The following is a 23268-nucleotide window of genomic DNA, read 5'->3' as shown; positions in this document are numbered from 1 at the left end:
CCACCACAGGTCCCTGAGCTCGTCGAAGGGACCGGAGGCTTCGACAAGCTCAACCACCTCCCCACCACAGGTCCCTGAGCTCGTCGAAGGGACCGGGACACGCAGAAGGGCCGCCGCCCGCACCCGGACGACGGCCCCTCTTGGCGAAATGCTTACGGCGTCGGCATGCCGCCGTTGACGTTGAGCGTCTCGCCGATCACGTAGCTCGACTCCGCCGAGGCGAGGTACACGTACGCGGGCGCGAGCTCGGCCGGCTGGCCCATGCGTCCGAGCGGCGTCTCCTCACCGAACTCGTCGACTTTCTCGTTCGGCTGGCCGTCGGTGACCTGCAGCGGCGTCCAGATCGGTCCCGGGGCCACCGCGTTCACGCGGATGCCCTTCGGGGCGAGCTGCTGGCCGAGCGCTTTCGTGAAGGTGTTGATCGTGGACTTCGTCGAGGCGTAGTCGACGAGGATCGGCGCCGGCGAGTACGCCTGGATCGACGTGGTGTTGATGATCGTCGAACCGGGCTTCAGGTGCGGCACCGCCTCTTTGCAGATCCAGAACATCGCGTACACGTTGGTCTTGAAGGTGTCGTCGAACTGCTCATCCGAGAGGGTCGTGACGTCTTCGTTGAAGATCTGCTTGCCGCCGTTGTTGACGACGATGTCGAGACCGCCGAGCCCCTCGACCGCTTCCTTCACGAGCGTGCGGGCGTACTCCCGCTCGCGCAGGTCGCCGGGGATCTGCACGACGGTCGCTCCGGCCTCGCGCAGGATGCCGGCGATGCGATCGGCATCCACCTGCTCTTCGGGCAGGTACGACATCGCGACCGAGGCACCCTCGCGGGCGAAGGCGATCGCGGTGGCTGCGCCGATGCCCGAGTCGGCACCGGTGATGAGAGCCTTCCGACCCTTCAGGCGATCGCTGCCGACGTAGGTGTCCTCGCCGAGGGCGGCCTTCGGCGTCAGCTTCGCGTCGAGCCCGGGCTCGGGCTGGTCCTGCGCCTGCGGCTCGATGTCGGCGTAGAGCTTCGTGGGGTCGGTGAAGGTGTACTGCGTGCTCATGACACGTCCTTTCGGTGGGGGATGGATGCCGGGTGTCACGCACCCGGCCGGTTCAACGGCCGCCGAGCTCCTCGGCATCCACGACATCGCGGATGACGAGAGCGGCATTGATGAGGGCGAGATGGCTGAGCGCCTGCGGGAGGTTGCCCCAGAAAGCCCCGTCGGACTCGGCGATCATCTCGGAGTAGACGCCGACGTCGTTCGCCTGCGCGACGAGGGCGTCCATCGCCTCGATCGCCTCGTCGTGCCGGCCGACACAGGCGAGAGCGGTGGCCCGCCAGAAGGCACAGGCGACGAACGTCTGCTCCTCCTGGTCCATGCCCGTATAGCGGTAGACGAGGTGATTCTCGGTGCCGAGGCGTTCGGTGAGGGCGTCCAGGGTCTTCGACATCCGCTCGCCGCGGTCGAAACCCGTGGGAGCGTGCAAGAGGACCGAGGCGTCGAGGTCTTCGGTCCCGGGCGCCATCGTGTACGCCTCGAGCTTCTCCGACCAGCAGTGCTCCTCGACCCAGGTGTGGATGCGGTCGCGCTCGGCGCGCCAGCGGTCGCCGTTGTCGGGGATGTGCCCGCCCTGGGCGAGCCATTGCGCGTCGTCGAGGGCTTTCCAGCACCCCATCTTCGACGAGGTGTAATGGCGCAGCTCCGGGAGCTCCCACATGCCCGAGTCCTCGCGCCGCCAGAGATCGCACGTGCGGTCGGCGACGTCGGCGAGGAGGCGGCCGGTCTGGATGTCGAGGCGGTTGCCGGCCTCGACGTAGGTGCGGCACAGGGCGATGAGGTCGCCGTACACGCCGAGCTGCAATTGGCCCTGTGCGGGGTTCCCGGTCACGACGGGCTGATTGCCGTTCCAGCCCGGGACCTCGTGCTTCTCGAGCCCGATCTCGGCGTCCCCGTCCAGGGTGTACATGACCTGCACCTCGGGACCGTTCTTGCGGATCGTGCGCAGCAACCACGAGATCGCCGCGTGCGTCTCCTCGCGGAGGCCGAAACCCACCCACGCGTGCGCGGTGTAGGCCAGGTCGCGGACCCAGGCGTAGCGGTAATCCCAGTTCTTCCCGCCCCGCGGGTTCTCCGGGAGCGACGTCGTCGCCGCGGCCGCGATCGCCCCGGTCGGGCTGAACAGCAGGAGTTTCAGCGCGAGGGCACTGCGCTGCACGTCCTCGGCCCACGGCCCGTCGTACGCGAACTCGTCGGACCACATCGTCCACCCGTCCACGGTGCGGTCAATGCCCCGATCGACGTTCTGCGCGTCCGGGATCCGCAGCGGCTCCCCCTCGGTCGCCGCGACGACGAGGAGATGGCGCGACCCCTTCGACGTCGTGAACCCGCCCTCGATGCTCTCGTTCCCGGCATCCGGTTCACCTCGCATGCCATGCTCGTGGCCGACCACGGCGAGCGACACGTGGCCGACGCGCATCACGGTGAAGCCGTCGATCCGCTCGGTCCAGGGCGCGGCCGAGCGCAGCATGGTGCCGGGCTGCACGCACCAGGCGAACTCGACCTCGCCCTTCACGCCTTCCACACGGCGGGCGAGCTCGGCCCAGGGCAGACGGCCCGCGATGCCGGTCACCATGGCGTCCGTCAGTGTCGCGACGCCGCTCTCGGTCGTGAACGTGGTTTCGAGCACGTTGGTGCGCGGGATGTAGCGGCGGGTCACCTCGTACTCCCCCACGGGAGCGAGTTCGATGCACCCGCCGGCCGACTCGTCCACGAGCCGCGCGAAGACCGGGCGCGAGTGGATGTTCGGCAGCGGCAGCCAGTCGATCGATCCGTCACGGCCGATCAGCGCGACCGTTCGCCCGTCGCCGATCGCGGCGTAGTCGCGGAGCGGCCGGGAAGGTGGAGGCGGGGTCGAGGGCACGTCCCCACGCTAAGAACGCTCCTGTCTCGATACGGCGGGGTTGTCGATCTGGCGGGGAGCGGCTACGGGAGCGTCGTATCGACGGCGACGGCGAGATCCTCGACAGCGGCACATGCGCGGTCGCGGTGCCCTCGACCACGAGCGCGACGATCCGAAACGTCCGCTTCCGATTACCGCGACACTCGGCGAGGCACAACCCCCGCCCTCCGCTCGGTCGGCACCTCTAACGTCGCTGACACCGCGAGTGAAAGGAACGTGCATGTCCACGACCACCAAGGACACCCCGACCAAGAACCGCCGCCGCCCCGCGCGCGGTGGCAGCGGCCCCGAAACGACCGACGAGCAGAACGCCGAGAAGGGCTTCCAGGCGTCGGAGAAACTCACCGACAGCCTCCAGGCCGTGCTGGTCGATCTGATCGAGCTCTCGATCCAGGGCAAGCAGGCCCACTGGAACGTCGTCGGCAAGAACTTCCGCGACACTCACCTGCAGCTCGACGAGATCATCGACGCGGCCCGCGAGTTCAGCGACGAGGTCGCCGAGCGTATGCGTGCCCTGCACGCGCTGCCCGACGGCCGCAGCGACACGATCGCCGAGACGACGACCCTGCCCGAGTTCCCGCAGGGAGAGGTCGACACGTCCGAGGTCATCGACCTCATCACCGAACGCCTCGATGCGACCGTCGGAACGGTCCGCGAGGTCCACGACGACGTCGACGACGAAGACCCCACTAGCGCCGACATCCTGCACGGGGTCCTCGAGCGTCTCGAGCAGCTCTCGTGGATGGTCAGCGCAGAGAACCGCGTCGCCCGCAAGTCGTAAACACGCACGAAGACACCGGATGCCGGGGCCTCAGGGCCTCGGCATCCGTCGGTCCATACGGGTTCCGCCGGCTTCGACAGGCTCAGGCATCTCGGCCGAGCGGGGTCGATACCAGAGCCGCTCGAACAGTCAGCCCCGAGCGATCATGAACGGAGGGTGGGGACCCTCCAGCCGCGCGAGAGCGAGTTTGACCTCGCCGAGAGAGTGCCCGACCGCGGAGAAACGCTCATCAGTGCGAGCCTCCAGGCGTGCGAGACCGAGCTTGACCTCTACCAGCGAGTCCCCGACCGTGGCGAAGCGTTCATCCGTGTGAGCCTCAAGCCGTTCGAAGCGCGCGTCCATCCGATCGAAACGCTCGTCCACGCGAGCAAAACGGGCGTCGGTGCGCTGCTCCACCCGGGTCAGCATCCATTTCGTGCCTCCGAGAATGGCCGCCGAGCCCGACAGAACGAGACCTATCGCGGTCGAGATGAGCGGAAGAGTCTCCACGAGCGGCTCCTTCTTTCTTTCACCGGGATGGCACGACTCTAGGCGACCGATGCTTCGGCCGGGCCCGGGAGGGCGCCATCCCGGGAAAGAATTCACCCCATACCCCCTGGGGAGGAACGGTCAGAGCCGCAGCACCCCGGTGACCCGCACGATCGCGGTCCCCTCCTCCTCGGAGGCAGCGAGGTCGACCTCGGCACGGATGCGCCAGTCGTGGTCGCCCGCGGGGTCGTCGATCGTCTGCTCGACGCGCCAGATGCCCTCGGCGGCGGCCGACTCGTCGATGTCGACGTACGCCGACGAACGCGCGGCACCGCCCGTGCCGATCGCGTCGTGCTCGTCGAAGTAGCGGTCGAGCACGCCGGGCCAGTCGACGTCGGGGTCGAGCTCGACGAGCTCCTCGTCCTTCTGCAGGGCAGCGAGCTGCACGCGCCGGAACATCTCGTTACGCACGAGCACGACGAACGCGCGGCGGTTCGTGAGGATCGACGGCGGCGCGGGCGGCACCACCGGGGCGGACGGGTCGTCGGCAGGATTGATGAGCTGCTCCCACTCGTCGACGAGGCTCGAGTCGACCTGGCGCACCAGTTCTCCGAGCCAGGCGATCAGGTCGAGCAGGTCGGGCGTCTGCGCATCCACCGGCACGGTCTGGCGGATCGCCCGGTACGCGTCGCTGAGGTACCGCAGCACCAACCCCTCGCTCCGGGCGAGCTGATACAGCGACACGTACTCGCCGAACGAGCACGCCCGCTCGAACATGTCGCGCACGACCGACTTGGGCGACAGTTCGAAGTCGCGGATCCAGGGCTGGCTGGAGGCGAAGACCTCGTACGCCTGCGCGAGCAGCTCGTCCAGCGGCTTCGGCCAGGTGATCTCCTCGAGCAACTCCATGCGCTCGTCGTACTCGATACCCTCGCGCTTCATCGCCGCGACCGCCTCGCCGCGCGCGCGGAACTGCTGTTGCGACAGGATCGGGCGCGGATCGTCGAGCGTCGCCTCGATGACGCTGACGACGTCGAGCGCGTAGTGCCCCGTGCCGACCGACGACGCCGGGGGCGTGGCATCCGGGCCCCTGCCCAGCTCGACCTCGGGGTCGAGCATCTCGATCGCCGCGAGCGCGAACGGCGACAGCGGCTGGTTGAGCGCGAAGTTGGGCTGCAGGTCGACGGTGAGCCGGATGCCGTCGGCCCCCGCCTCGACCACGCCCGCCTGCACCAGGGTGCGGAAGATCGCGAGCGCTCGGCGCGCGAGCTCGTACTGGCGCGGGCGCGGCTCGTGGTTGTCGAACACCAGCGAGCGGACGTTACCGAAAACGTCGCCGCCGCGCGCGATGACGTTGATCAACATGGCGGCGGTGAGCTTCATCTGCGGCACGAGCGGCTCGGGCTCGGCCGCGACGAGACGGTCGTAGCTCTGCTCCGTCCAGTTGACGAAGCCCTGCGGCGCCTTCTTGCGCACGATCTTCTTCTGCTTCTTGAGGTCGTCGCCGGCCTTGAGGATTTGAGCGGCGTTCTCGATCTCGTGATCGGGCGCCATGACGACGACCGTGCCGGCGGTGTCGTAGCCCGCACGCCCCGCCCGTCCGGCGATCTGATGGAACTCGCGCGCCGAGAGCTGACGCATGCGCGTGCCGTCGTACTTCGTCAGCGCGGTCATGAGCACGGTGCGGATCGGCACGTTGATGCCGACGCCCAGGGTGTCGGTGCCGCAGATCACGCGCAGCAAGCCGCGCTGCGCGAGCGTCTCGACGAGGCGGCGGTAGCGCGGCAGCATACCGGCGTGGTGCACGCCGATGCCGGCGCGCACGTAGCGCGACAGCGTCTTGCCGAAGCCGGTCGTGAAGCGGAAGCCGCCGATCGCCTCGGCGATCTCGTCGCGCTGCTCGCGGCCGATGATGCGGATCGACGACAGCGCCTGCGCTCGCTCCATCGCCGCCGCCTGGGAGAAGTGGACGACGTATATCGGCGCCTGCTTGGTGTCGAGCAGTTCCTGGACCGTCTCGTGGACGGGCGTGCGGGCGTACTCGAAGTGCAGGGGCACGGGACGCTCGACGCCGGTCACCCGCGCCGTGGCTCGGCCCGTGCGGCGCGAGAGGTCGTCGGCGATGTCCTCGACGTCGCCCAGGGTGGCTGACATGAGGATGAACTGCGCGCGGTTCAGCAACAGCAGCGGCACCTGCCACGCCCAGCCCCGGTCGGCTTCGCCGTAGTAGTGGAACTCGTCCATGACGACCTGGTCCACGTCCGCGTCGGCCCCCTGGCGCAGGGCGAGGTTCGCGAGGATCTCCGCCGTGCAGCACACGATCGGCGCGTCGGCGTTGACCGACGAATCGCCCGTGACCATGCCGACGTTCTCGGCACCGAAGATGTCGACCAACGCGAAGAACTTCTCGCTGACGAGCGCCTTGATCGGCGCCGTGTAGTAGCTGCGCCCACCCCGGGCGAGGGATGCCGCGTGCGCGGCGACCGCGACCAGCGACTTGCCCGTACCGGTCGGCGTCGACAGGATCACGTTCGCGCCCGAGACGATCTCGATGATCGCCTCGTCCTGCGCGGGGTAGAGCGTCAGCCCGCGCGAGGCCGCCCACTCGACGAAGCCGAGGTACACGGCATCCGGATCGCTGCCGGCGGGCACGTGCTCGAGGAGGGGAATCACTGTTCCACCCTCTCATCCGCCGGGGTCTCGCCCGATGGGGGCGTGGCTCATCTGCATGATCCGAGGGGCGGGAGTGCTCTCGCGGAGGTCCGGGCGCCCCACCCGCCCCACCGGTCATGCAGATGGACCGCCACCGCTCCTCGACTCAACCGTCGGCGCTGAAGACCCCGACGTCGCCGTCGTCGAGCACGAACTGCATCGCCGTGCCCACGGGATAGCGGGCGCGGAACGGCTCGGGGAACGACGACGTCACGATGAACTCGACGCTCGCCGGGAAAGGACCGGCGCCGCAGCCACCGACCCGGATCCCCCGGGGCGCGGAGCGCGGGGAGTCCGCGTCGCGCACCTCGCTGGTGTCGAGCGCGATGAGGCACTCCGCCTGATTGCCCTCGGAGTCGATCTGCGAGACGCCCGAGAACACCGTCAGCCCGTAGTAGTCGGCGAACCCCCTGGTCTGTTCGGGATCGAATCCGAGGTATCCCGCCGACCCGAGTTCCGCGTCGGGATCGACCGTGAGGGTGTCCGTCTGCGCGATCCCCGAGGTGCGGTCCACGGCGGTGACGCTGACCCCGGCCGCGGTGGCGGCGCTCGTGAGGGCCACGACCCCCGCAACCGCCAGCGCCGCGACCCAGACGCGGCGGCGCGAGCGGAGGAGGGGGCGCCGCGGGGCGGGCTCCGCCTCCTCCGGTTCCGTTTCCTCCGGTTCCGGGTCGGCCTCGGGCGCGTCGGCGACGACGTCCGGATCCGCCTCGGCCTCGAGCGGGACAGTGCGCATCCGCTCGAGGTCTTCGAGTTCACGCAGACGCGCGACGGCAGCGGGGTCGCCCCCGATGTCGGCGTTCGGACCGTACGCCCGCGCGCGAAGACGCTCGAGCTCGCTGCCGTGATCCGCGTCCATCCTGTGCATCGTGTCACGGCAAGTTCATGCGTGGGAATAGATTGACGGATGCCGCGTTGCACCGTACATGCGCTCCTTCGGCACACTCTCCTTCGGCCACTACGGCCCCCTCGGCGGCGGTCGCCAGCTCACCGCCGGCGACTCGATGCTCCAGGCGATCGACCTCGCCCAGGGCATGGATGACCTCGGGGTCAACGGCGTTTCGTTCCGCGTGCACCACTTCGCGCGCCAGCAGGCGGCGCCCATGCCCCTGCTCGCGGCGATCGCGGCCCGCACCTCGCGCATCGAGGTCGGCACCGGCGTCATCGACATGCGCTATGAGAACCCGCTCATGCTCGCCGAGGAGGCGGCATCCGTCGACCTGATCAGCGGCAACCGCCTCGCCCTCGGTGTGAGCCGTGGGTCACCCGAGACGGTCGTGCGCGGATACGAGGCGTTCGGGTACACGGGTTCGCAGGACCCGCGCGGCGGCGACATCGCTCGCGAGCACTTCGACCTGTTCCTGCGCGCGATCGACGGCGAGGGTCTCGCGGAGCGCGACCCGATGAGCCCGTTCGGCGGTGGCACCGGTCTGCAGCGCATCGAGCCGCACTCCCCCGGACTCCGGAAGCGCATCTGGTGGGGCGCCGGCACGACGGCGACCGCCGAGTGGGCGGGCCGCGTCGGCGTCAACCTCATGTCGTCGACGCTCCTCACCGAGGCGGACGGCACGCCGTTCGACCTCCTGCAAGCGCAGCAACTCGACGCGTTCCGCGCCGCGTGGCGCGAGGCCGGGCACGAGGGCGAGCCGCGCACCTCGGTCAGCCGCAGCATCTTCCCGATCGTCACCGCCGAAGACGAGATGTACTTCGGCGGCTCGGCCGGCAGCGACCAGATCGGCGTGATCGACGGCATGCGCTCGACCTTCGGCAAGACCTACGCCGCGACCCCCGACGTGCTCGTCGAGCAGCTGCAGAACGACGCCGCCGTGATGAGCGCCGACACCCTGATGCTCACGATCCCGTCGCAGATGGGCGTCGAGTTCAATCTCCGACTCGTCGAGAACTTCGCGCGCCACGTCGCCCCGGCCCTCGGCTGGATCCCGACCACCACGTCGGTCACCGCCTGATCGATCCCCCGAGGGCCCGGATGCCACCCGCTCGGCATCCGGGCCCTCGGCATCGGTGCCCCGGGTGTCTACGGTGGGGGGCATGCCCCTGTCGCTCACCCCGATGGATCCGTCGCGGCGTGACCGCGCGGAGCTCATCGCTTTCCTCACGACGAACGTCTTCCCCTTCCACGTGCGATCGCGTCTCACGGCCGCAGACGTGGAACGGGCGATCGAGGACGGAGCGTGGCACGGCGACGACACCGAGGCCTACTGGCTCGACGGCGACCGCGGCCGCGTCGGGCTCATCCGGCTCGACGACCTCGGGGACGCCACGGCGATGATCGACCTCCGCCTCGCCGAGGTCTGGCGCGGGCACGGCTTCGGAACGACGGCCCTCGCGCTGGCGCGTGATCGCGTGTTCTCGACCCGAGTGAATGTCCTCCGGCTCGAGGGCCAGACGCGCGAGGACAACCTCGCGATGCGCCGCGCGTTCGAGCGCGGAGGGTGGGTGTGCGAGGCGTACTACCGCGACGGGTGGCCGGTCGAGGGCGCTGAGCCCGTGGCATCCGTCGCCTACAGCGTCCTGCGCCGCGACCGCGTCTCCGGGAGCACGAGCCCCGTACCGGATACCCTCACACGGTTCCGAGCCCAAGACACCGACGCGCTGGTCGCGGCAGCCTGGGCCGCCGAGGAACGCCTGCTCGACCCGGCCGTCCGCCGCGTCCCTGCCGAAGTCGACCGACTGCTCGACGACGCCTTCGTCGAGGTCGGCCAGTCCGGACGCCGATGGACCAAGGGAGCGATCATCGCTGCACTGCGCGACGATCCAGGCGACGCGCCGGGGACGATGACGGAACGTGTGGCCCGGACCGTCACGTCCGACACCGTGCTGCTCGAGTACGTGCTGCGCTTCGACGGTCGCGTGAGCCGCCGGTCGTCACTGTGGACCGTCTCGCCCGACCCGCAGTGCCTCTTCCATCAGGGCACGACCGTGGCATAGCGAGACGGCTCAGCGCGCCGTCGTCCCCCGCGAGCGCGCGATCGTCTGCGACACGAGGTACTCGCCCCACGCCACGATGTACGCGCCGAGTGCAGCCCAGACCCACCCGTTCGGCAGGACGCCCAGCGCCCCGAGGACACCGGCGACCGTCAGCGCCACCACGACGATGAGCACCGGCACCAGAGCACGGGATGCCACGGCCCCGGCCGGTGTGCGCAACACCACCAGCAGCGCGCCGGCGGTGGCGATCAGGAGGATGAGCGGTGTCCACCACGAACCGAGGGTGCTCATGGTGGCGGAGGCACCGAGGCCCGCGATGACGAGGGACGCGGTGCGAAGGGCACGGATACGGGACTCGGGAATGAGGGGCTCCTTTTCGAGCGCGACGCGGAGCGTCGACATCACAGGGAAGACTCCAGCGTAACGAGGACGGATCGCGCGGATAGGGTGAGCAGCGCACCACCGTGATCGACAGAAGGGGCTGCCGTGGTCCTCTCCGCCTCACCGCAGGATCAACCCGATTCCCTGGACCGCATCGCGCGCGACCTCGTGGCCTTCAAAGACGCCCGCGGCCCCCTCTCGTACGGTGAACTGGCGCGTCGCGTGGGTGAGCTCCGGATCGCGCGCGGAGTTCCCGCCGCATCGGCGTATCCGGCACGCACGACCGTCTACGACGTCTTCCGCCCGGGACGATCGCGCATGGATCCGGTTCTCGTGCACGACATCGTCCGCGCCCTCGGCGCGAACGACGCGGAGGCCGAGACATGGGTCGAGCGCTACCACCGCGTGCGCCGCCTCACCGAACCCGCCGCTCGTCAACGGCCCACCCCGGCCGTCGACGCTCCGGCACCGGTCGAGCGACCCCGTCTGCTCCCCGCGGCCCCCACCCGTCGCCGCTTCGCGCCCCTGACGCTCGTCGGGTGCCTCCTGCTGAACGTCGTGGGGCTCGTCGTGGTGCAGCAGCTCCATCTGCCCCTCTACCTCGACATGGTCGGCACCGCCGTCGCGGCGATCGTGTTCGGGCCCTGGTACGGCGTGGCCATGGGTCTGCTGACGAACCTGTGCGGGGTCGCCGTCGGGATTACCGGGGCCGCACCCTTCGCGCTCGTGAACGCGGTCGGCGCGCTCGTCTGGGGGTACGGGGTCCGCCGCTTCGGGATGGGCGGCGACATCGTGCGGTACTTCCAGCTGAACCTGCTGGTGGCCCTCGCGTGCTCGCTGGTCGGAGCACCCCTCAACGTGCTGCTCTTCGCCGGTTTCTCCGGACACGGATCGGACACCGTCACGCTGTCGCTCGAGACCATGGGGCTGCCGATGGTCGCCGCGGCCTTCTCGACGAACCTCCTCACCTCGGTGATCGACAAACTCCTCACCGGGTTCATCGCGCTGATCGTCTTCGTTTGGCTCCGCGGCGCGACCGGGGTCCCGACGACGCACATACCCCTGATCGATCATCTGCGTGCACCCCTCGCTCCGCGGTGGGTGCTCGATCCGGGTCGGCGGCGACTCACGCTGGTCTGACCGCGCTCGACCGAGAGAAGCCCCTGAAAAGCCGACGATTCGGTCTCGCGGGGCACGCCGTTCATCCGCGCGTCCTACGCTGATCCGGCGGGAGAGCACGAGTTCTTCTCGGTCGACGAAGCCATCGCATCGGGAGGGGTTTGATGGAGCTGTCACGGCGGAGCATGATCGTCGGCGCCCTGGGCGCCCTCGGTCTCGGCGTCGGAAGCGTCGCCGCCGCATCCGTGATGACCCACGGCGCCCCCGAGAAGCCCATGTCCGCGCCGAGCGCGCGAGCGAGCTCTGCCACCCCGACGCCGCGCTCCAGCCCCTCACCCACCGACGGCCCCGAAGACCTTCGCCTCTCCGCGTGGGACAGCGTCGTCCGCCGGATCTCGGATGCCGCCGACGCCACGCTCACGCTCACGTCGGGGACCCTGCCCGCGGGCGTGAGCATCGCCGCCGGCAGCCTCGTCGGGCGCCCGACCGAGGAGGGCGCCTACCGCTTCTCCCTCGAGGTCGCCGCGGGCAAGAAGCGGTCGACCCGCACCTTCGCGGGAAAGGTCGCGCCCCTCAAGCGCGACCTGAGCATCTCGCTGAGCCTCGACCAGCGCACGCCGATGTCGGTCACGGCGAAAGAACTGGATCGGATCGCCCGCCTCGGGGCGAACGCGACGCTCGTCATTTATTGCTTCATCTCCGATCCGACCTCCACGACCTTCACCCGCGTCTCGGACGATCGGATCGACAAGGTCTTCCAGCAGGCGCGCGAACGCGGCGTCCGCGTCACGCTCGTGAAGCCGCACATCGTCACGAACGACCAGGGCGACGGGTTCTACCGCGGCAACTACACCCCGGCCTCGCTCGATGCGTTCTTCGCGAACTGGGAGGACCAGCTTCTCTTCTTCGCCGACCTCTGCGCCCGCAACGACGTCGAATACCTCTCACTCGCGTGCGAGCAGCCGCATCAGACGGATGCCGCCACCTACGACCGCTGGGTGCCGCTGATCCAGAAGCTCCGCGACGCGGAGCCGGCGCTCAAACTCACCGCGGCATTCACGACGCTCGAGCTCTTCCTGCTGTATACCTTCTGGATCCCGCAGTCGACGCCGCACATGGCCCGGCTGCTCGACGTGTTCGGCATCAATTCGTGGGTCGTTCTGACCGATAAGGTCTACACGCCGGATACGCCGAACATCACTGTCGACGAGCTCGCCGCGGGATGGCGGGGCGGCGGGGGGAAGACCGACGACCACCTCGGCAAGCTCGAGACCGTCTGCGACGCCCTGCGCATCCCGTTCCTGATCACGGAGGTCGGTGTGCAACCCCGCGTCGACGGTCTCGCCAAGCAGGACAACAGCTCTCCGCCCACGGGCGTCGAGAACTTCGACGTCCAGGGGCTGCTGTACCAGTCGGTCCTGCGGGCACCGCTGCAGTCGCGCTGGTGCACGGGCGTCTCGATCTGGCACATGCGCGCGCCGTTCGCGTTCGGGAGCCTCAAGGGCACGCGCCTCTACCCGGGCGAGAACGTCCTGAAGAGCGCGTTGCTGCGCACCCCCGCGCTCGCGAGCAAGGACTTCTGAGCGAGTCGGCCGGGTCAGCCCCGATCCGCAGCCGCGTCGGGACGCCGCATAAACGCGATCCGCTCACATAAACGCGCTGCGCACGTGTTTATGGGCGCGGAGAGCGTTTATGGTCGCGCCTCGACGCGGCGGAGAGCGTTTATGGCCGCGCCTCGGCGCGGCGAACGCCGCCCGCGGGACGCCGCCCCGGGATCGCCGCCCGCCGAACCGCGCCTCAGCGCCCGTTGCGGTCGGCCGCGGAACGCGGTGGCGCCGAAGCGACGTCCAGCCGCTCGAGACCGCGCAACGACGTCCAGATCAGCTCCTCGCCCTTGGCCGCGTGCTGCGATGCGCGCACGGCCCGCTCGTCGGCCCACGAGTTCAGCACGTGACCGCTGTGCCCGCGGACGTGTTCCAGCACGACGTCCGGAAGACCGGCCGCGCGTCGGGCGTCACGGGCGGCGATCAGCGCCTCGAGGATGCCGCGATTCGCGACCGGCTTCTTCGCGCTCGTGACCCAGCCCCGACGACGGTGGCCGTCCATCCACGACGAGTACGTGTCGATCGCGTACTTCGAATCCGCCTGCACGACCAGCTCCCGCACGTCGGCGTGATCGGTGATCGCGTGGAGGAGCCCGAGAAGCTCGCCGATGTTGTTCGTTCCCTCGGGGATCGAGCCCGCCGCCCAGTGGCCGTCTTCCCCGACCCATGCCCAACCGGCCGGACCCGGGTTGCCCTTGCAGGCACCGTCTGTGGCGACGACGTAGCGGTCAGAGGGGGGAGGGGCAGACGTGCTCATCCCTCCAGTCTCGCTGCTTTCCGGTGCCCGCCGCACACAGGGCGCGGCGGGCACCGTCCGAGGGTCAGCTCTTGCCGCTGTCAGCCTTCTTCGACCCGGCCTCGAGAACGTCGCCGGCGGGAAGCTCCTGGTGTCCGCCGAACTGCAGGCGCATGGCCGACAGCACCTGATTGGCGAAGTGGTTCTCACCGCGCGAGGCGAAGCGTTCGAACAGGGAGGCCGCGAGCACGGGGACCGGAACGCCCGTGTCGACCGCCGCCTTGACGGTCCAGCGGCCCTCGCCCGAGTCCGAGACACGGCCGGCGAGACCGTCGAGAGTGGGGTTCTGCTCAAGGGCGGCGGCGGTGAGGTCGAGCAGCCACGACGAGATGACCGAGCCGCGGCGCCACAGTTCGGTCACGCGCGCGGTGTCGATGTCGAACTGGTAGAACTCCGGCTCCTCCAGCGGCGCGACCTCGGCGGAGTGCTCGCCCTGGTGCAGACCCGCGTCGGCGTTGTTGAGCACGTTGAGTCCCTCGGCGAGCGCGGCCATGATGCCGTACTCGATGCCGTTGTGCACCATCTTCACGAAGTGCCCGGCACCCGACGGGCCGCAGTGCAGGTACCCGCGCTCCTCGGTCGAGTACTCCCCGGTGCGCCCGGGCGTGCGCTCGACCTCACCGGGCCCGGGTGCGATGGTGCGCAGCACCGGCTCGAGGTGCGCGACGGCCTCGTCGTGGCCGCCGACCATGAGGCAGTACCCGCGCTCGAGGCCGAAGACGCCGCCGCTCGTTCCCACGTCGACATAGTGGATGCCGGAGTCGTTGAGCTTCGCCGCCCGACGCACGTCGTCGCGGTAGTTCGAGTTGCCGCCGTCGATGATGATGTCGCCGGGCTCGAAGACCTCGGCGACCTGGTCGACGACGGTGCCGGTCAGGCCCGCGGGGATCATCAGCCACACGGCACGGGGCTTGGTCAGCTTCGAGGCGAGGTCGGCGATGCTGGTCGCACCGGTCGCGCCTTCCGCGACGAGGGCGGCCACGGCATCCTGATTCACGTCGAAGACGACGCAGTCGTGACCGTCCTTCATGAGCCTTCGGACGATGTTGGCGCCCATTCGTCCGAGACCGACCATGGCGAGTTGCATTGGATCCCCGTTCATCGTGGATGGTTCATCGTGCAGGGGCGCGTCAGACGGCCCCTCTCGCGAGTCTAGGAGCGCGAGCCCGCGTCGAGGTCCGCCTTGCGGGGCGGGGCGGAGGCGGTTCTCATCTCAGGATGCCGAGCGAGCGGGCAGCCGACACGGCAGCCGTGCGCGAGGTGACACCGAGCTTCGAGAACACGTGCGCGAGATGCGACTTCACGGTGGCGTCGGTGATATGCAGACGGGCCGCGACCTCGGCGTTCGCGGCGCCGCGCGCCACGAGCCGGAGCACCTCGATCTCGCGCGCCGAAAGGCTGATGCGGGGTTCGCGCAGACGCGCCATGAGTCGGCCCGCGATCGCGGGGGCGAGGGCGCTGTGACCGGCCGCGGCCGCGCGGACGCCCGCGAGCAGTTCGTGCGGCGGCGCGTCCTTGAGCAGGTACCCGCTGGCACCGGCTTCGACGGCGCCGAGGATGTCGCCATCGGTGTCGTAGTTGGTGAGGATCAGGACGTACGGAGGCGCGGCGAGCGCGCGGACGCGTCTCGTCGCCTCGGACCCGGCGGCGCGATCGCCGAACTGCAGGTCCATCAGGACGAGCTCGGGCGAGAGGCGGCCGGCGAGGTCGACCGCTTCGTCGGGCGTCGCCGCCTCCCCGACCACGTCGATGTCAGGCTCGGCGTCCAGCAGCGCACGGACCCCCGCGCGGACGACCGGGTGATCGTCGGCGATCACGACGCGGATCATCGCGTTCCCCTTCCCGGCAACGTGACGGCGACCGTCGTTCCCCTCGCGGGTGCGCTCGTCACCTCGATCGTGCCGTCGAGCTGGTCGACGCGCTCGCGCATCGCGCGAAGACCGAAGGAGTCGGTTCCCCCGTCCTGCGCCTCGTCCGAGTCAGGGTCGAAGCCGCGACCGTCGTCGGACACCGTCAGACGGACCGCGTCGTCGGAGGTGCTCAGGCTCACGCGCACGTGCGTCGCGGCGGCGTGCTGAGCGACGTTGGCGAGGGCTCCCTGCGCGATGCGCAGCAGAGCCGTCTGGGCGTCCATGGGCAGGATCACCTCGTCGGGGACGTCGACGTCGACCGCGACCCCTGCGTGCTCCCCCCACCCGCGCGCGAGGCGCTCCAGCGCGGGTCCGAGACCGTGCGTGAGGCTGGGCGGCGCGAGCTCGCGGATGAACCGCCGTGTCTCCGCGAGACCGTCGGCGGCGGTTCGTCGCGCCAGACGGATGTGGTCGATGCCGGGGCCGATGGCATCCGCCCGCTCCGCCGCGTACAGCAGCATCTGGATGCTCGACAACCCTTGGGCGACCGTGTCATGGATCTCGCGCGCGAGGCGCGCACGCTCCGCCAGGGTGCCTTGTTCTCGTTCCGCAGCCGCGAGGCGATCGCGCGTCGCGAGCAGCTCGGCCATCAGCTCTTCGCGTTCGGCGGCGCGACGCTCGAGGGCCGCGTATCCGAGTCCGATCAGCAGGGCGACGCCGGCGCCCACGACGGGGCCGACCACTCCGCCGACGGTGAGGCCGCCGTGCAGCGCGAAGGCGGCGATTGTGAGCGCCGTTGTCGCCACCACCGCGAGAGGGCCTGCCGCTCCGGGGAGCACGTGGAGATAGAGGAAGAACAGGGGGAAGACGAGGTACGCCGCCTCGGGTACGAGCCACACCAGCGCGGCCCACACCGCGGTCAGAGCGAGCACCCAGGCCACCCCCGCCGGAGAGCGTCCGCCGCGCGCGATCCAGGCTCCCGCGCCGTAGATCCCGCCGAGTGCCACGGCCAGGACGATCGGCGTCACTCCCCCGCCCGTCAACAGGACACGCACCACGACGAGCGCCAGCAGGCCCGCGAAGAGCGCGTGCAGCCCGATGCGCAGCCCTGCGAACACCGGGGCGAGAGGGCGATGAGACATGACGCGATCCAGGCTACGGATGCCGCCGCCCCGGCGGATCATCCGAAAGGTGGAACGAGAGTTCGCCCGGGACGGCGATGACCCGGCGGCATCCGGTGCCGAGGGTGGAAGGACGTCGACGAGACCCGTAGACCGAAAGGAGGCGGCGTGTACGTCGCATGGCGCGATCTGCGCTTCGCTCGCGGGCGATTCGCCCTCATCGGGGCGGTCGTCGCCCTCATCACCCTGCTCGTCGGATTCCTGTCGGGCCTCACCGGAGGCCTCGCCGCCCAGAACGTCTCGGCGGTGCTCGCACTCCCCGGCGACCGGCTCGTGCTGCAGCCGGCGGGCGACGCTGCGGCGACCTTCGCCGACTCCGCGATCGACGGCGCCACCGTCGACGCGTGGCGCGACGCCGCGGGTGTCGACGCGGTCGCCCCGGTCGGCATCACGCAGACGCGCGCCGAGGGACCCGGCGCCTCGACCGCGGTGGCCGTGTTCGGCCTCGACGCCGGCACGACGTTCGCCGCTCCCCGCCGCGACGACGAGATCGATCTTTCGACGGGGGCCGCGAAGAACCTGGGCGCCGCGGTCGGCGACGAGATCACGATCGCGGGTTCCTCCTATCGGGTCACGGCGATCGGGGGCGACGACTGGTACAGCCACACGCCGGTTGTCACGCTCACGTCGGACGCGTGGGCAGCCCTCGACCAGCGTCTGGGCGGAACGGGACAGCCGACCGTGCTCGCGGTCTCCGGCTCACCCGCGTGGGACACCGTCGCCGCCGACACCGGCACCACGGCATCCTCTCCCCTGTCGAGCCTCACCGCCCTGTCGACGTTCCGCTCCGAGATCGGCTCGCTCGCGCTGATGATCGCAATGCTCTTCGGCGTCTCGGCGCTCGTCGTCGGCGCGTTCTTCACCGTGTGGACCATGCAGCGCTCCGGCGACATCGCGGTGCTCAAGGCCCTCGGGGCGAGCACCCCCGCTCTCGTCCGCGACGCTCTCGGTCAGGCGCTGGTGGTGCTCGCGGTCGGGGTGGGGGTCGGCATCGGCCTCACGGCGCTGCTCGGCACGCTGGCCGGCGGCGCGCTGCCCTTCGTCCTCAGCCCCCTGACGACCCTCGTGCCCGCCGCGATCATGATCGCGCTCGGCGTGCTCGGCGCGGCCGTTTCGCTGCGCACCGTCACCTCGTCCGACCCCCTCACCGCTCTCGGGAGCACTCGATGATCCTTCTCGACGACGTCACCCTCACCTATCCCGACGGAGACGCCCGCCTCACCGCCGTCGACCACGCCACTCTCGAGGCTCGTCCCGGTGTCGTGACCGGCTTGACCGGAGCATCGGGCTCCGGCAAATCGAGCCTGCTCGCGATCGCCGCGACCCTCGTCCGACCCGACGCGGGCCGCGTGGTCATCGACGGGACGGATGCCACGCGCCTCAGCCGCGCGGACGCGACCGCTCTTCGCCGCGAGCGCATCGGGATCGTGTTCCAGCAGCCGCAGCTTCTCCCCGCGCTCACCGCGCGCGAGCAGCTGTGCGCGATGGCCGAGCTGGGGGGACGCCACCGTCGCACGCGGAGGCCCGCGATCCGTGCGCGGGTGGACGAGTTGCTCGACGCCGTCGGGCTCGCGGAGCACGCGAACAGACGACCCGCGCAGTTGTCGGGCGGACAGCGCCAGCGCGTCGCGATCGCCCGGGCGCTCGTCCACGAGCCGCGCGTGCTCCTCGTCGACGAGCCCACCAGCGCTCTCGACCGCGCCCGCGGGGCGGTCATCATGGCGCTCATCGCCCGACTCACGCACGAACGACAGACGGCGACGCTCCTGGTCACGCACGACCTCGTTCATAGCGATTCCCTCGATGAGACGTTCATCGTGACCGACGGTCGGGTGACGGCGGGCGCGCTCGTCAGCGGAAGCGGCGGGCGAAATGAGCCCTGAGAACGACGTCCGCGGGGCCATGCCTTGTGAGGGTGGGTGTTTCTGACACCACGGAGGACCACATGCCGCTGTCTCGCCCCCTTCTCGCTGTGCCGATCGCCCTCGCCGCGGCCCTCCTCTTCACCGGCTGCACCGGCGCGTCGTCACCCGACGCGTCGGGCGACGGTGGCGCGACCGAGCAATCGCCGCTGACCGAGTACCTGTCCGCGGTGTACGGCGCGGGAGGCAGCTCGGAGGAACAGCTGGCCGAGCTCGGGAAGAAACGGGAAGAGCTCGTGGCGGCCTGCATGAAGAAGAACGGGTTCGAGTACACCCCCGACCTGCAGGCATCGGCGACCATCGTCGACGGCTCCGGCGAGGCGTGGAAGCCCGACGACCGTCAGTGGGTCTCGCAGTGGGGCTACGGTGCCGTCGCGTTCCCCGGGAGCGACGACGCCGAGAACCCCTCGACGACGTGGGTCGACCCCAACGCCGACTACCTGAGCACCCTCTCCGAGTCCGAGAAGCAGGCCTTCTCCGACGCGCTGTGGGGCACGCCCCCCGCCTCCACGACTGACACCGCTGCCGAGGATGAGACCCCCACCTGGGATTGGAAGACGGCCGGATGCCAGGGCGAGGCGCAGCACGAGGTCAGCGGCGAGGATCCGCTTCAGACCGATCAGTTCGCTCCGTTGATGAACGCCATCACCGAGCTCTGGCAGCAATCGAGCACGTATCCGGGGATGTCCGAGGCGAACCGCGAATGGTCGGCGTGCATGGACGAGGCGGGACACACGGGCTTCGCCACGCAACCCGATGCCGCGGCGAGCATCCACGACCAGCTCAACGCGCTCTGGAACGCGGGCGGCGCGGCTTCCTCCGAGGCACCGGCCACTCCCGACAAGAAGGCTCTGGCGGAGCTCAAAGACGAAGAGATCGACCTCGCCCTCGCCGATCTCGACTGCCGCGAGAAGACGGATTACACCGCTCGCGCCCGAAAGGCCCAGGCGGAGGCCGAGACGGCGTTCATCGCGGCGCACAAGACCGAGCTCGAGGCGCTGAAGGCCGCCGCGCAGGCGAAGAAGTGACCGGGCCGACCACCGCATCGGATGCCGCGTCAGACAGCGCCGTGGGCGAAGAGACGGCGAACGCGGCGCGGCGCTCCCGGTGGACCGGACCGGGTGCCCTCTTCCGGCGCAACCGTCCGCTGTGGGTGACCGCGATCGTCGCGGTCTGCGCGCTGGTGGCGGGTCTGGTCGTCGGTCGATTCGTGGTCTCCCCCGCCGACGCCGCGGCGAACACGACAGCGCCGGCACCGGGCCTCGTGACGGTGCCCGTCGCCTTCGGCCCGCTCAGCAACGACGTCACGATCCGGGCCGAGGTCGGCTACGCCGACCCCGTCGACGTGCAGATCGATACGGCGGGACTCCCCGGCGCCGCCGTGGTCACGGGGCAGGTCCCGTCCGTCGGAACCCCGCTCTCCGCCCTGTCGGTGGCACTCGAGGTGGCCGGGCGTCCCGTCATCGTCCTCCCCGGCGATCTGCCGTCGTACCGCACCCTGCGCTACGGCGTCGCGGGGCCCGACGTCGTGCAGTTCAAGTGGGCGATGCGCACCGTGGGACTGGATGCCGGCGACCCGGCGAACAACGTCTTCGACGAACAGGCGGCCGCCTCCGTCGCCTCGTTGTACGCACAGGTGGGCTATTCGGCGCCGGCGACCGACGACACCGCCACAGCGGCGCTGCGCAGCGCGCAGACCGCCGTGTCGTCGGCCGAGCAGGGCGTGACCACCGCGCAGACCGCGTTCGACAAGGCGCGGACGGGGGCGAGCGACGTCGAGAAGCGCGAGGCCGACAACGCCGTCTCCAGCGCGCAGCGCGCTCTCGACCAGGCTCGCGCGCAGACGCCGGACGACGGCGCGAAGATCGGCGACCTGCAGGATGCTCTGGACCTCGCTCAGCTGAAGCGCCGACAGCTCGACACAGCTCCCGATACGGGCAGCGCGCGCGCGGAACTCGATGCCGCCCGCGCGCGCTTGAGCGAGGCGACCGTCGATCTCGCACGCGCCCGGGAGGCGGCGCTGCCCGTGTTCCCGGCGGGAGAGGTGCTGTACCTCACGTCGCTGCCACGTCGCGTCGACTCCGTCGACGCGCGGCGCGGCGCAGAACTGAAAGGGGTCGCCATGGTCGTCTCGGGGGCGACCGTGGCTCTTTCCGGGTCGGCGAGCGAAGCCGATGCGCGCTTGCTGAAGGTCGGCGACAAGGCCACCGCCGATCTGCCCGACGGCTCGACGCACGCGGCCACCATCACCGCCCTGACGCCGGGTAAGAAATCGTCCGACCGCTGGACCGTGGCCCTGTCCCCCGACCCGCTCACCCCGGACCAAGTGACCGCGGTGCAGGGTCAGAACCTGCGCGTCACCATTCCCGTCGGCGCGACCCAGGGCGATGTCCTGAACGTCCCCCTGGCCGCTCTGTCGGCCGGTCCGGGTGGAGAAGAACGCGTCGAGGTGGTCGAGGGAGATCCGCGCGACGGAGACCGCGCCGCGACCAGACTCATCACGGTCGAGACGGGTCTCGCTGCAGACGGCGCCGTCGAGGTGAAGCCCGTCGAAGGCTCACTGTCGCCCGGTGATCTCGTGGTGGTGGGACGGTGACGCACGCTGAGCGCCCGCCGGTGATCGATCTGCGGGAGGTCACGCGCTCGTTCCCCGGCACCCCCGAGGTTCACGCGCTCCGGGCCGTCGACCTCCGTGTCGATGAGGGCGACTACCTGTCGATCGTCGGTCCGAGCGGATCGGGGAAGTCCACGATGCTCAACATCCTCGGCCTGCTCGATCGGCCGACGATCGGCGAATACGTCCTCGCGGGCACTCCCACGAGGAACCTCGGCGAAGACGAGCGCGCGGCCGTGCGTGCCCGCTCCCTCGGCTTCGTGTTCCAGGCGTTTCATCTGATGCCGCGTCGCACCGTCCTCGAGAACGTCATGATGCCGATGCTGTACAGCGGCACGCCGCGGGAGGAACGGGAGCCGCGGGCGAGGGAAGCCCTGCACCGTGTGGGGCTGGATCATCGGTTGGAGTTCCGGCCGGGGGTGCTCTCCGGCGGTGAACGTCAGCGCGTGGCCGTCGCGCGAGCGGTCGTCACGCGCCCGCGCGTTCTGCTGGCAGATGAGCCGACGGGGAACCTCGACCGCGCGACGACGCTCGAGATCATGGAGCTCTTCGAGGAACTGCACGCGGGCGGGCTCACGCTCGTGCTCATCACGCACGATGCGCACGTGGCCGAGCGAGCGCACCGGACCGTCCGAATCGCCGACGGACGAGTGGACGAAGTGGCATGAGGCGCCTCCTCCCCCGGTTCGCGCGACGACGGCGGCATCCGATCGACGACGATGTGCCTCGCGCCGACCGATTCGGGTTCCTCGATCTCCTGACCGAGGCGACCAGCGACATCGGCACCCGCCCCGGTCGCCTGTCGATGACGGTGGCGGGCACCGTCCTCGGGATCGCCGCCCTCGTCGCGACCATCGGCTTCTCCCAGACGGCGACGGACCAGATCGCCCGTCAGTTCGACGCCGCCTCCGCCACGCAGATCGTCGTCACCCCGGCCAAGACCTCGTCGCAGGGCGGGACCTCCGTTGCCACGGCCCGGCTCCCGTGGGACGCCCCCGAGCGCGTCGAGCGGCTCGCCGGTGTCGAGGCGGCCGCGCTGTCGACCAAGGTGGATCTCGGCACGGGGACGATCAGCGCGGTGTCGGTCGACGACCCGTCCGCGCCCACGATCGTCTCTCCCGCTCTGTTCGCGGCATCCGCGGGGGTGCTCGACATGGTCGGCGGGCACCTCGTCACGGGGCGCTCCTTCGACGACGGGCACGACCGACGGGGCGACCGTGTCGCGCTCCTCGGGGCGAGCGCTGCGGCGAAACTCGGCGTTGACCGCGTCGACACCCAGCCGTCGATCTTCATCGACGGTGTCGCGTACGCCGTCATCGGAATCTTCGACGGCGTCGACACGGCGGGCGAGTTGCTCGACGCCGCCGTGGTCCCGAACGGCGCCGCTCGGCGGGACTTCGGTGTGCGGGCGCCGGGAGACCTTCGAGCGCGGATCGCGGTCGGCGCCGGCCCTCAGCTGCGCGACCAGGTTCCCCTCACGCTCTCGCCCGACGCGCCCGAGACCATCGTCGTCGGCGCGCCGCCGGGGACATCGGAGCTCAGCACGGGCGTGCAGTCCGATGTGGGGTTCGTCTTCGTCCTGCTGGGCGTGGTCGTCCTGCTGGCCGGCGGGCTGGGGATCGCGAACGTCACGATGATGTCGGTGATGGAACGCGTGACCGAGATCGGTCTGCGCCGCGCGCTCGGCGCGACGCGGAAGCAGATCGCGGGCCAGTTCGTCATCGAGTCGATCGTGATCGGCACGCTCGGGGGGTTGATCGGCTCCTCGCTCGGCGTCTTCGCGGTCGTCGGCGTCAGTGTCGCGCAGCAGTGGACTCCCGTCCTCGACCCGCTCGTCGCGGTCGGAGGCGCGCTGCTCGGCGCTGTCGTGGGGCTCGTCGCCGGCGGCATCCCGGCCCGCCGCGCCGCACGGATCGAACCGGTCGACGCGCTCCGGGGTTCGTGA

Annotated in this window: 21 protein-coding genes; 11 read left to right on the top strand and 10 right to left on the bottom strand. The window is 70.3% G+C overall.

Annotated elements, in window-relative coordinates:
- Window positions 1–152: 152 nt before the first annotated feature.
- Both AB0O24_RS12210 and AB0O24_RS12205 read right to left on the bottom strand, forming a co-directional pair.
- On the bottom strand, window positions 153–1046 hold the full coding sequence (locus tag AB0O24_RS12210) for an SDR family oxidoreductase (protein WP_363375199.1): 894 nt from the start codon (window positions 1044–1046) through the stop codon (window positions 153–155).
- 52 nt (window positions 1047–1098) lie between these two features.
- The gene (locus AB0O24_RS12205) at window positions 1099–2907 is read right to left on the bottom strand and encodes a glycoside hydrolase family 15 protein (protein WP_307385378.1); all 1809 of its coding nucleotides are present in this window, start codon (window positions 2905–2907) and stop codon (window positions 1099–1101) included.
- Window positions 2908–3166: 259 nt separating this feature from the next.
- Here AB0O24_RS12205 and AB0O24_RS12200 point away from each other — a divergent pair, with 259 nt between their 5' ends.
- Entirely contained in the window at window positions 3167–3727 is a 561-nt protein-coding gene (locus tag AB0O24_RS12200; RefSeq protein ID WP_058594985.1) for a DNA starvation/stationary phase protection protein, read from the top strand.
- 129 nt (window positions 3728–3856) lie between these two features.
- Here the strand turns inward: AB0O24_RS12200 and AB0O24_RS12195 are convergent, their stop codons facing one another.
- The 3 genes from AB0O24_RS12195 to AB0O24_RS12185 all read right to left on the bottom strand — a co-directional run bounded on the left by AB0O24_RS12195 (window position 3857) and on the right by AB0O24_RS12185 (window position 7766).
- Entirely contained in the window at window positions 3857–4216 is a 360-nt protein-coding gene (locus tag AB0O24_RS12195; RefSeq protein ID WP_307385376.1) for a hypothetical protein, read from the bottom strand.
- Between the two features lie 120 nt (window positions 4217–4336).
- On the bottom strand, window positions 4337–6868 hold the full coding sequence (locus AB0O24_RS12190; protein ID WP_363375196.1) for a DUF3516 domain-containing protein: 2532 nt from the start codon (window positions 6866–6868) through the stop codon (window positions 4337–4339).
- A 145-nt stretch (window positions 6869–7013) separates the two neighbouring features.
- On the bottom strand, window positions 7014–7766 hold the full coding sequence (locus tag AB0O24_RS12185; protein ID WP_363375194.1) for a hypothetical protein: 753 nt from the start codon (window positions 7764–7766) through the stop codon (window positions 7014–7016).
- A gap of 67 nt (window positions 7767–7833) precedes the next feature.
- On the opposite strand from AB0O24_RS12185, the gene AB0O24_RS12180 reads away from it, so the two are divergent.
- Window positions 7834–8874 (top strand): LLM class flavin-dependent oxidoreductase, encoded by a 1041-nt coding sequence (locus AB0O24_RS12180; RefSeq protein ID WP_275800998.1) that lies wholly within the window; start codon window positions 7834–7836, stop codon window positions 8872–8874.
- Between the two features lie 82 nt (window positions 8875–8956).
- On the top strand, window positions 8957–9856 hold the full coding sequence (locus AB0O24_RS12175) for a GNAT family N-acetyltransferase (protein ID WP_363375191.1): 900 nt from the start codon (window positions 8957–8959) through the stop codon (window positions 9854–9856).
- Between the two features lie 9 nt (window positions 9857–9865).
- On the opposite strand, the gene AB0O24_RS12170 is transcribed toward AB0O24_RS12175, so the two are convergent.
- On the bottom strand, window positions 9866–10258 hold the full coding sequence (locus tag AB0O24_RS12170) for a hypothetical protein (protein ID WP_363335050.1): 393 nt from the start codon (window positions 10256–10258) through the stop codon (window positions 9866–9868).
- A gap of 84 nt (window positions 10259–10342) precedes the next feature.
- On the opposite strand from AB0O24_RS12170, the gene AB0O24_RS12165 reads away from it, so the two are divergent.
- Window positions 10343–11377, top strand: a complete 1035-nt coding sequence (locus AB0O24_RS12165) for an ECF transporter S component (protein ID WP_275800996.1) — start codon at window positions 10343–10345, stop codon at window positions 11375–11377.
- Window positions 11378–11520: 143 nt separating this feature from the next.
- The gene (locus tag AB0O24_RS12160; protein ID WP_363375188.1) at window positions 11521–12939 is read left to right on the top strand and encodes a hypothetical protein; all 1419 of its coding nucleotides are present in this window, start codon (window positions 11521–11523) and stop codon (window positions 12937–12939) included.
- A 214-nt stretch (window positions 12940–13153) separates the two neighbouring features.
- Here the strand turns inward: AB0O24_RS12160 and AB0O24_RS12155 are convergent, their stop codons facing one another.
- The 4 genes from AB0O24_RS12155 to AB0O24_RS12140 all read right to left on the bottom strand — a co-directional run bounded on the left by AB0O24_RS12155 (window position 13154) and on the right by AB0O24_RS12140 (window position 16748).
- Window positions 13154–13717 (bottom strand): ribonuclease H, encoded by a 564-nt coding sequence (locus AB0O24_RS12155; RefSeq protein WP_275800994.1) that lies wholly within the window; start codon window positions 13715–13717, stop codon window positions 13154–13156.
- Between the two features lie 64 nt (window positions 13718–13781).
- Entirely contained in the window at window positions 13782–14843 is a 1062-nt protein-coding gene (gene gnd / locus AB0O24_RS12150) for a phosphogluconate dehydrogenase (NAD(+)-dependent, decarboxylating) (RefSeq protein ID WP_363375185.1), read from the bottom strand.
- Between the two features lie 121 nt (window positions 14844–14964).
- Window positions 14965–15585 carry a response regulator transcription factor gene (locus tag AB0O24_RS12145; protein WP_363375182.1) on the bottom strand — a complete coding sequence of 207 codons (621 nt, stop codon included), beginning with the start codon at window positions 15583–15585 and terminating at the stop codon, window positions 14965–14967.
- Entirely contained in the window at window positions 15582–16748 is a 1167-nt protein-coding gene (locus tag AB0O24_RS12140; protein ID WP_363375179.1) for a sensor histidine kinase, read from the bottom strand. The genes AB0O24_RS12145 and AB0O24_RS12140 overlap by 4 nt, the downstream gene beginning before the upstream one ends.
- Window positions 16749–16895: 147 nt before the next feature.
- On the opposite strand from AB0O24_RS12140, the gene AB0O24_RS12135 reads away from it, so the two are divergent.
- The 6 genes from AB0O24_RS12135 to AB0O24_RS12110 all read left to right on the top strand — a co-directional run bounded on the left by AB0O24_RS12135 (window position 16896) and on the right by AB0O24_RS12110 (window position 23268).
- A complete protein-coding gene (locus AB0O24_RS12135) occupies window positions 16896–17957 on the top strand; it encodes an ABC transporter permease (protein ID WP_363375177.1) in 1062 nt (353 codons plus the stop codon).
- Window positions 17954–18670: an ABC transporter ATP-binding protein gene (locus tag AB0O24_RS12130; protein WP_275800988.1), complete on the top strand. Its 717-nt coding sequence runs from the start codon at window positions 17954–17956 to the stop codon at window positions 18668–18670. The genes AB0O24_RS12135 and AB0O24_RS12130 overlap by 4 nt, the downstream gene beginning before the upstream one ends.
- Window positions 18671–18732: 62 nt before the next feature.
- Window positions 18733–19737 (top strand): hypothetical protein, encoded by a 1005-nt coding sequence (locus AB0O24_RS12125; protein WP_363375174.1) that lies wholly within the window; start codon window positions 18733–18735, stop codon window positions 19735–19737.
- On the top strand, window positions 19734–21305 hold the full coding sequence (locus AB0O24_RS12120) for a hypothetical protein (protein ID WP_363375172.1): 1572 nt from the start codon (window positions 19734–19736) through the stop codon (window positions 21303–21305). Before AB0O24_RS12125 ends, AB0O24_RS12120 begins: the two co-directional genes overlap by 4 nt.
- On the top strand, window positions 21302–21991 hold the full coding sequence (locus tag AB0O24_RS12115) for an ABC transporter ATP-binding protein (protein WP_363375169.1): 690 nt from the start codon (window positions 21302–21304) through the stop codon (window positions 21989–21991). Before AB0O24_RS12120 ends, AB0O24_RS12115 begins: the two co-directional genes overlap by 4 nt.
- Window positions 21988–23268 carry an ABC transporter permease gene (locus AB0O24_RS12110; protein ID WP_363375166.1) on the top strand — a complete coding sequence of 427 codons (1281 nt, stop codon included), beginning with the start codon at window positions 21988–21990 and terminating at the stop codon, window positions 23266–23268. Before AB0O24_RS12115 ends, AB0O24_RS12110 begins: the two co-directional genes overlap by 4 nt.

The organism is Microbacterium sp. NPDC086615, from assembly GCF_040686055.1.
In the GTDB taxonomy this organism is placed as follows: Bacteria; Actinomycetota; Actinomycetes; order Actinomycetales; family Microbacteriaceae; genus Microbacterium.
Note: the sequence above shows the minus strand (reverse complement) of the source record. Positions and strands in the feature narration are given on the sequence as shown.

Coding starts and splice junctions, on each gene's coding strand:
- AB0O24_RS12140 (WP_363375179.1), bottom strand. CDS start 16,748: ATGTCTCATCGCCCTCTCGCCCCGGTGTTCGCAGGGCTGCGCATCGGG.
- AB0O24_RS12175 (WP_363375191.1), top strand. CDS start 8,957: ATGCCCCTGTCGCTCACCCCGATGGATCCGTCGCGGCGTGACCGCGCG.
- AB0O24_RS12125 (WP_363375174.1), top strand. CDS start 18,733: ATGCCGCTGTCTCGCCCCCTTCTCGCTGTGCCGATCGCCCTCGCCGCG.
- AB0O24_RS12210 (WP_363375199.1), bottom strand. CDS start 1,046: ATGAGCACGCAGTACACCTTCACCGACCCCACGAAGCTCTACGCCGAC.
- AB0O24_RS12185 (WP_363375194.1), bottom strand. CDS start 7,766: ATGGACGCGGATCACGGCAGCGAGCTCGAGCGTCTTCGCGCGCGGGCG.
- AB0O24_RS12160 (WP_363375188.1), top strand. CDS start 11,521: ATGGAGCTGTCACGGCGGAGCATGATCGTCGGCGCCCTGGGCGCCCTC.
- AB0O24_RS12170 (WP_363335050.1), bottom strand. CDS start 10,258: ATGTCGACGCTCCGCGTCGCGCTCGAAAAGGAGCCCCTCATTCCCGAG.
- AB0O24_RS12110 (WP_363375166.1), top strand. CDS start 21,988: ATGAGGCGCCTCCTCCCCCGGTTCGCGCGACGACGGCGGCATCCGATC.
- AB0O24_RS12130 (WP_275800988.1), top strand. CDS start 17,954: ATGATCCTTCTCGACGACGTCACCCTCACCTATCCCGACGGAGACGCC.
- AB0O24_RS12145 (WP_363375182.1), bottom strand. CDS start 15,585: ATGATCCGCGTCGTGATCGCCGACGATCACCCGGTCGTCCGCGCGGGG.
- gnd (WP_363375185.1), bottom strand. CDS start 14,843: ATGCAACTCGCCATGGTCGGTCTCGGACGAATGGGCGCCAACATCGTC.
- AB0O24_RS12155 (WP_275800994.1), bottom strand. CDS start 13,717: ATGAGCACGTCTGCCCCTCCCCCCTCTGACCGCTACGTCGTCGCCACA.
- AB0O24_RS12180 (WP_275800998.1), top strand. CDS start 7,834: ATGCGCTCCTTCGGCACACTCTCCTTCGGCCACTACGGCCCCCTCGGC.
- AB0O24_RS12200 (WP_058594985.1), top strand. CDS start 3,167: ATGTCCACGACCACCAAGGACACCCCGACCAAGAACCGCCGCCGCCCC.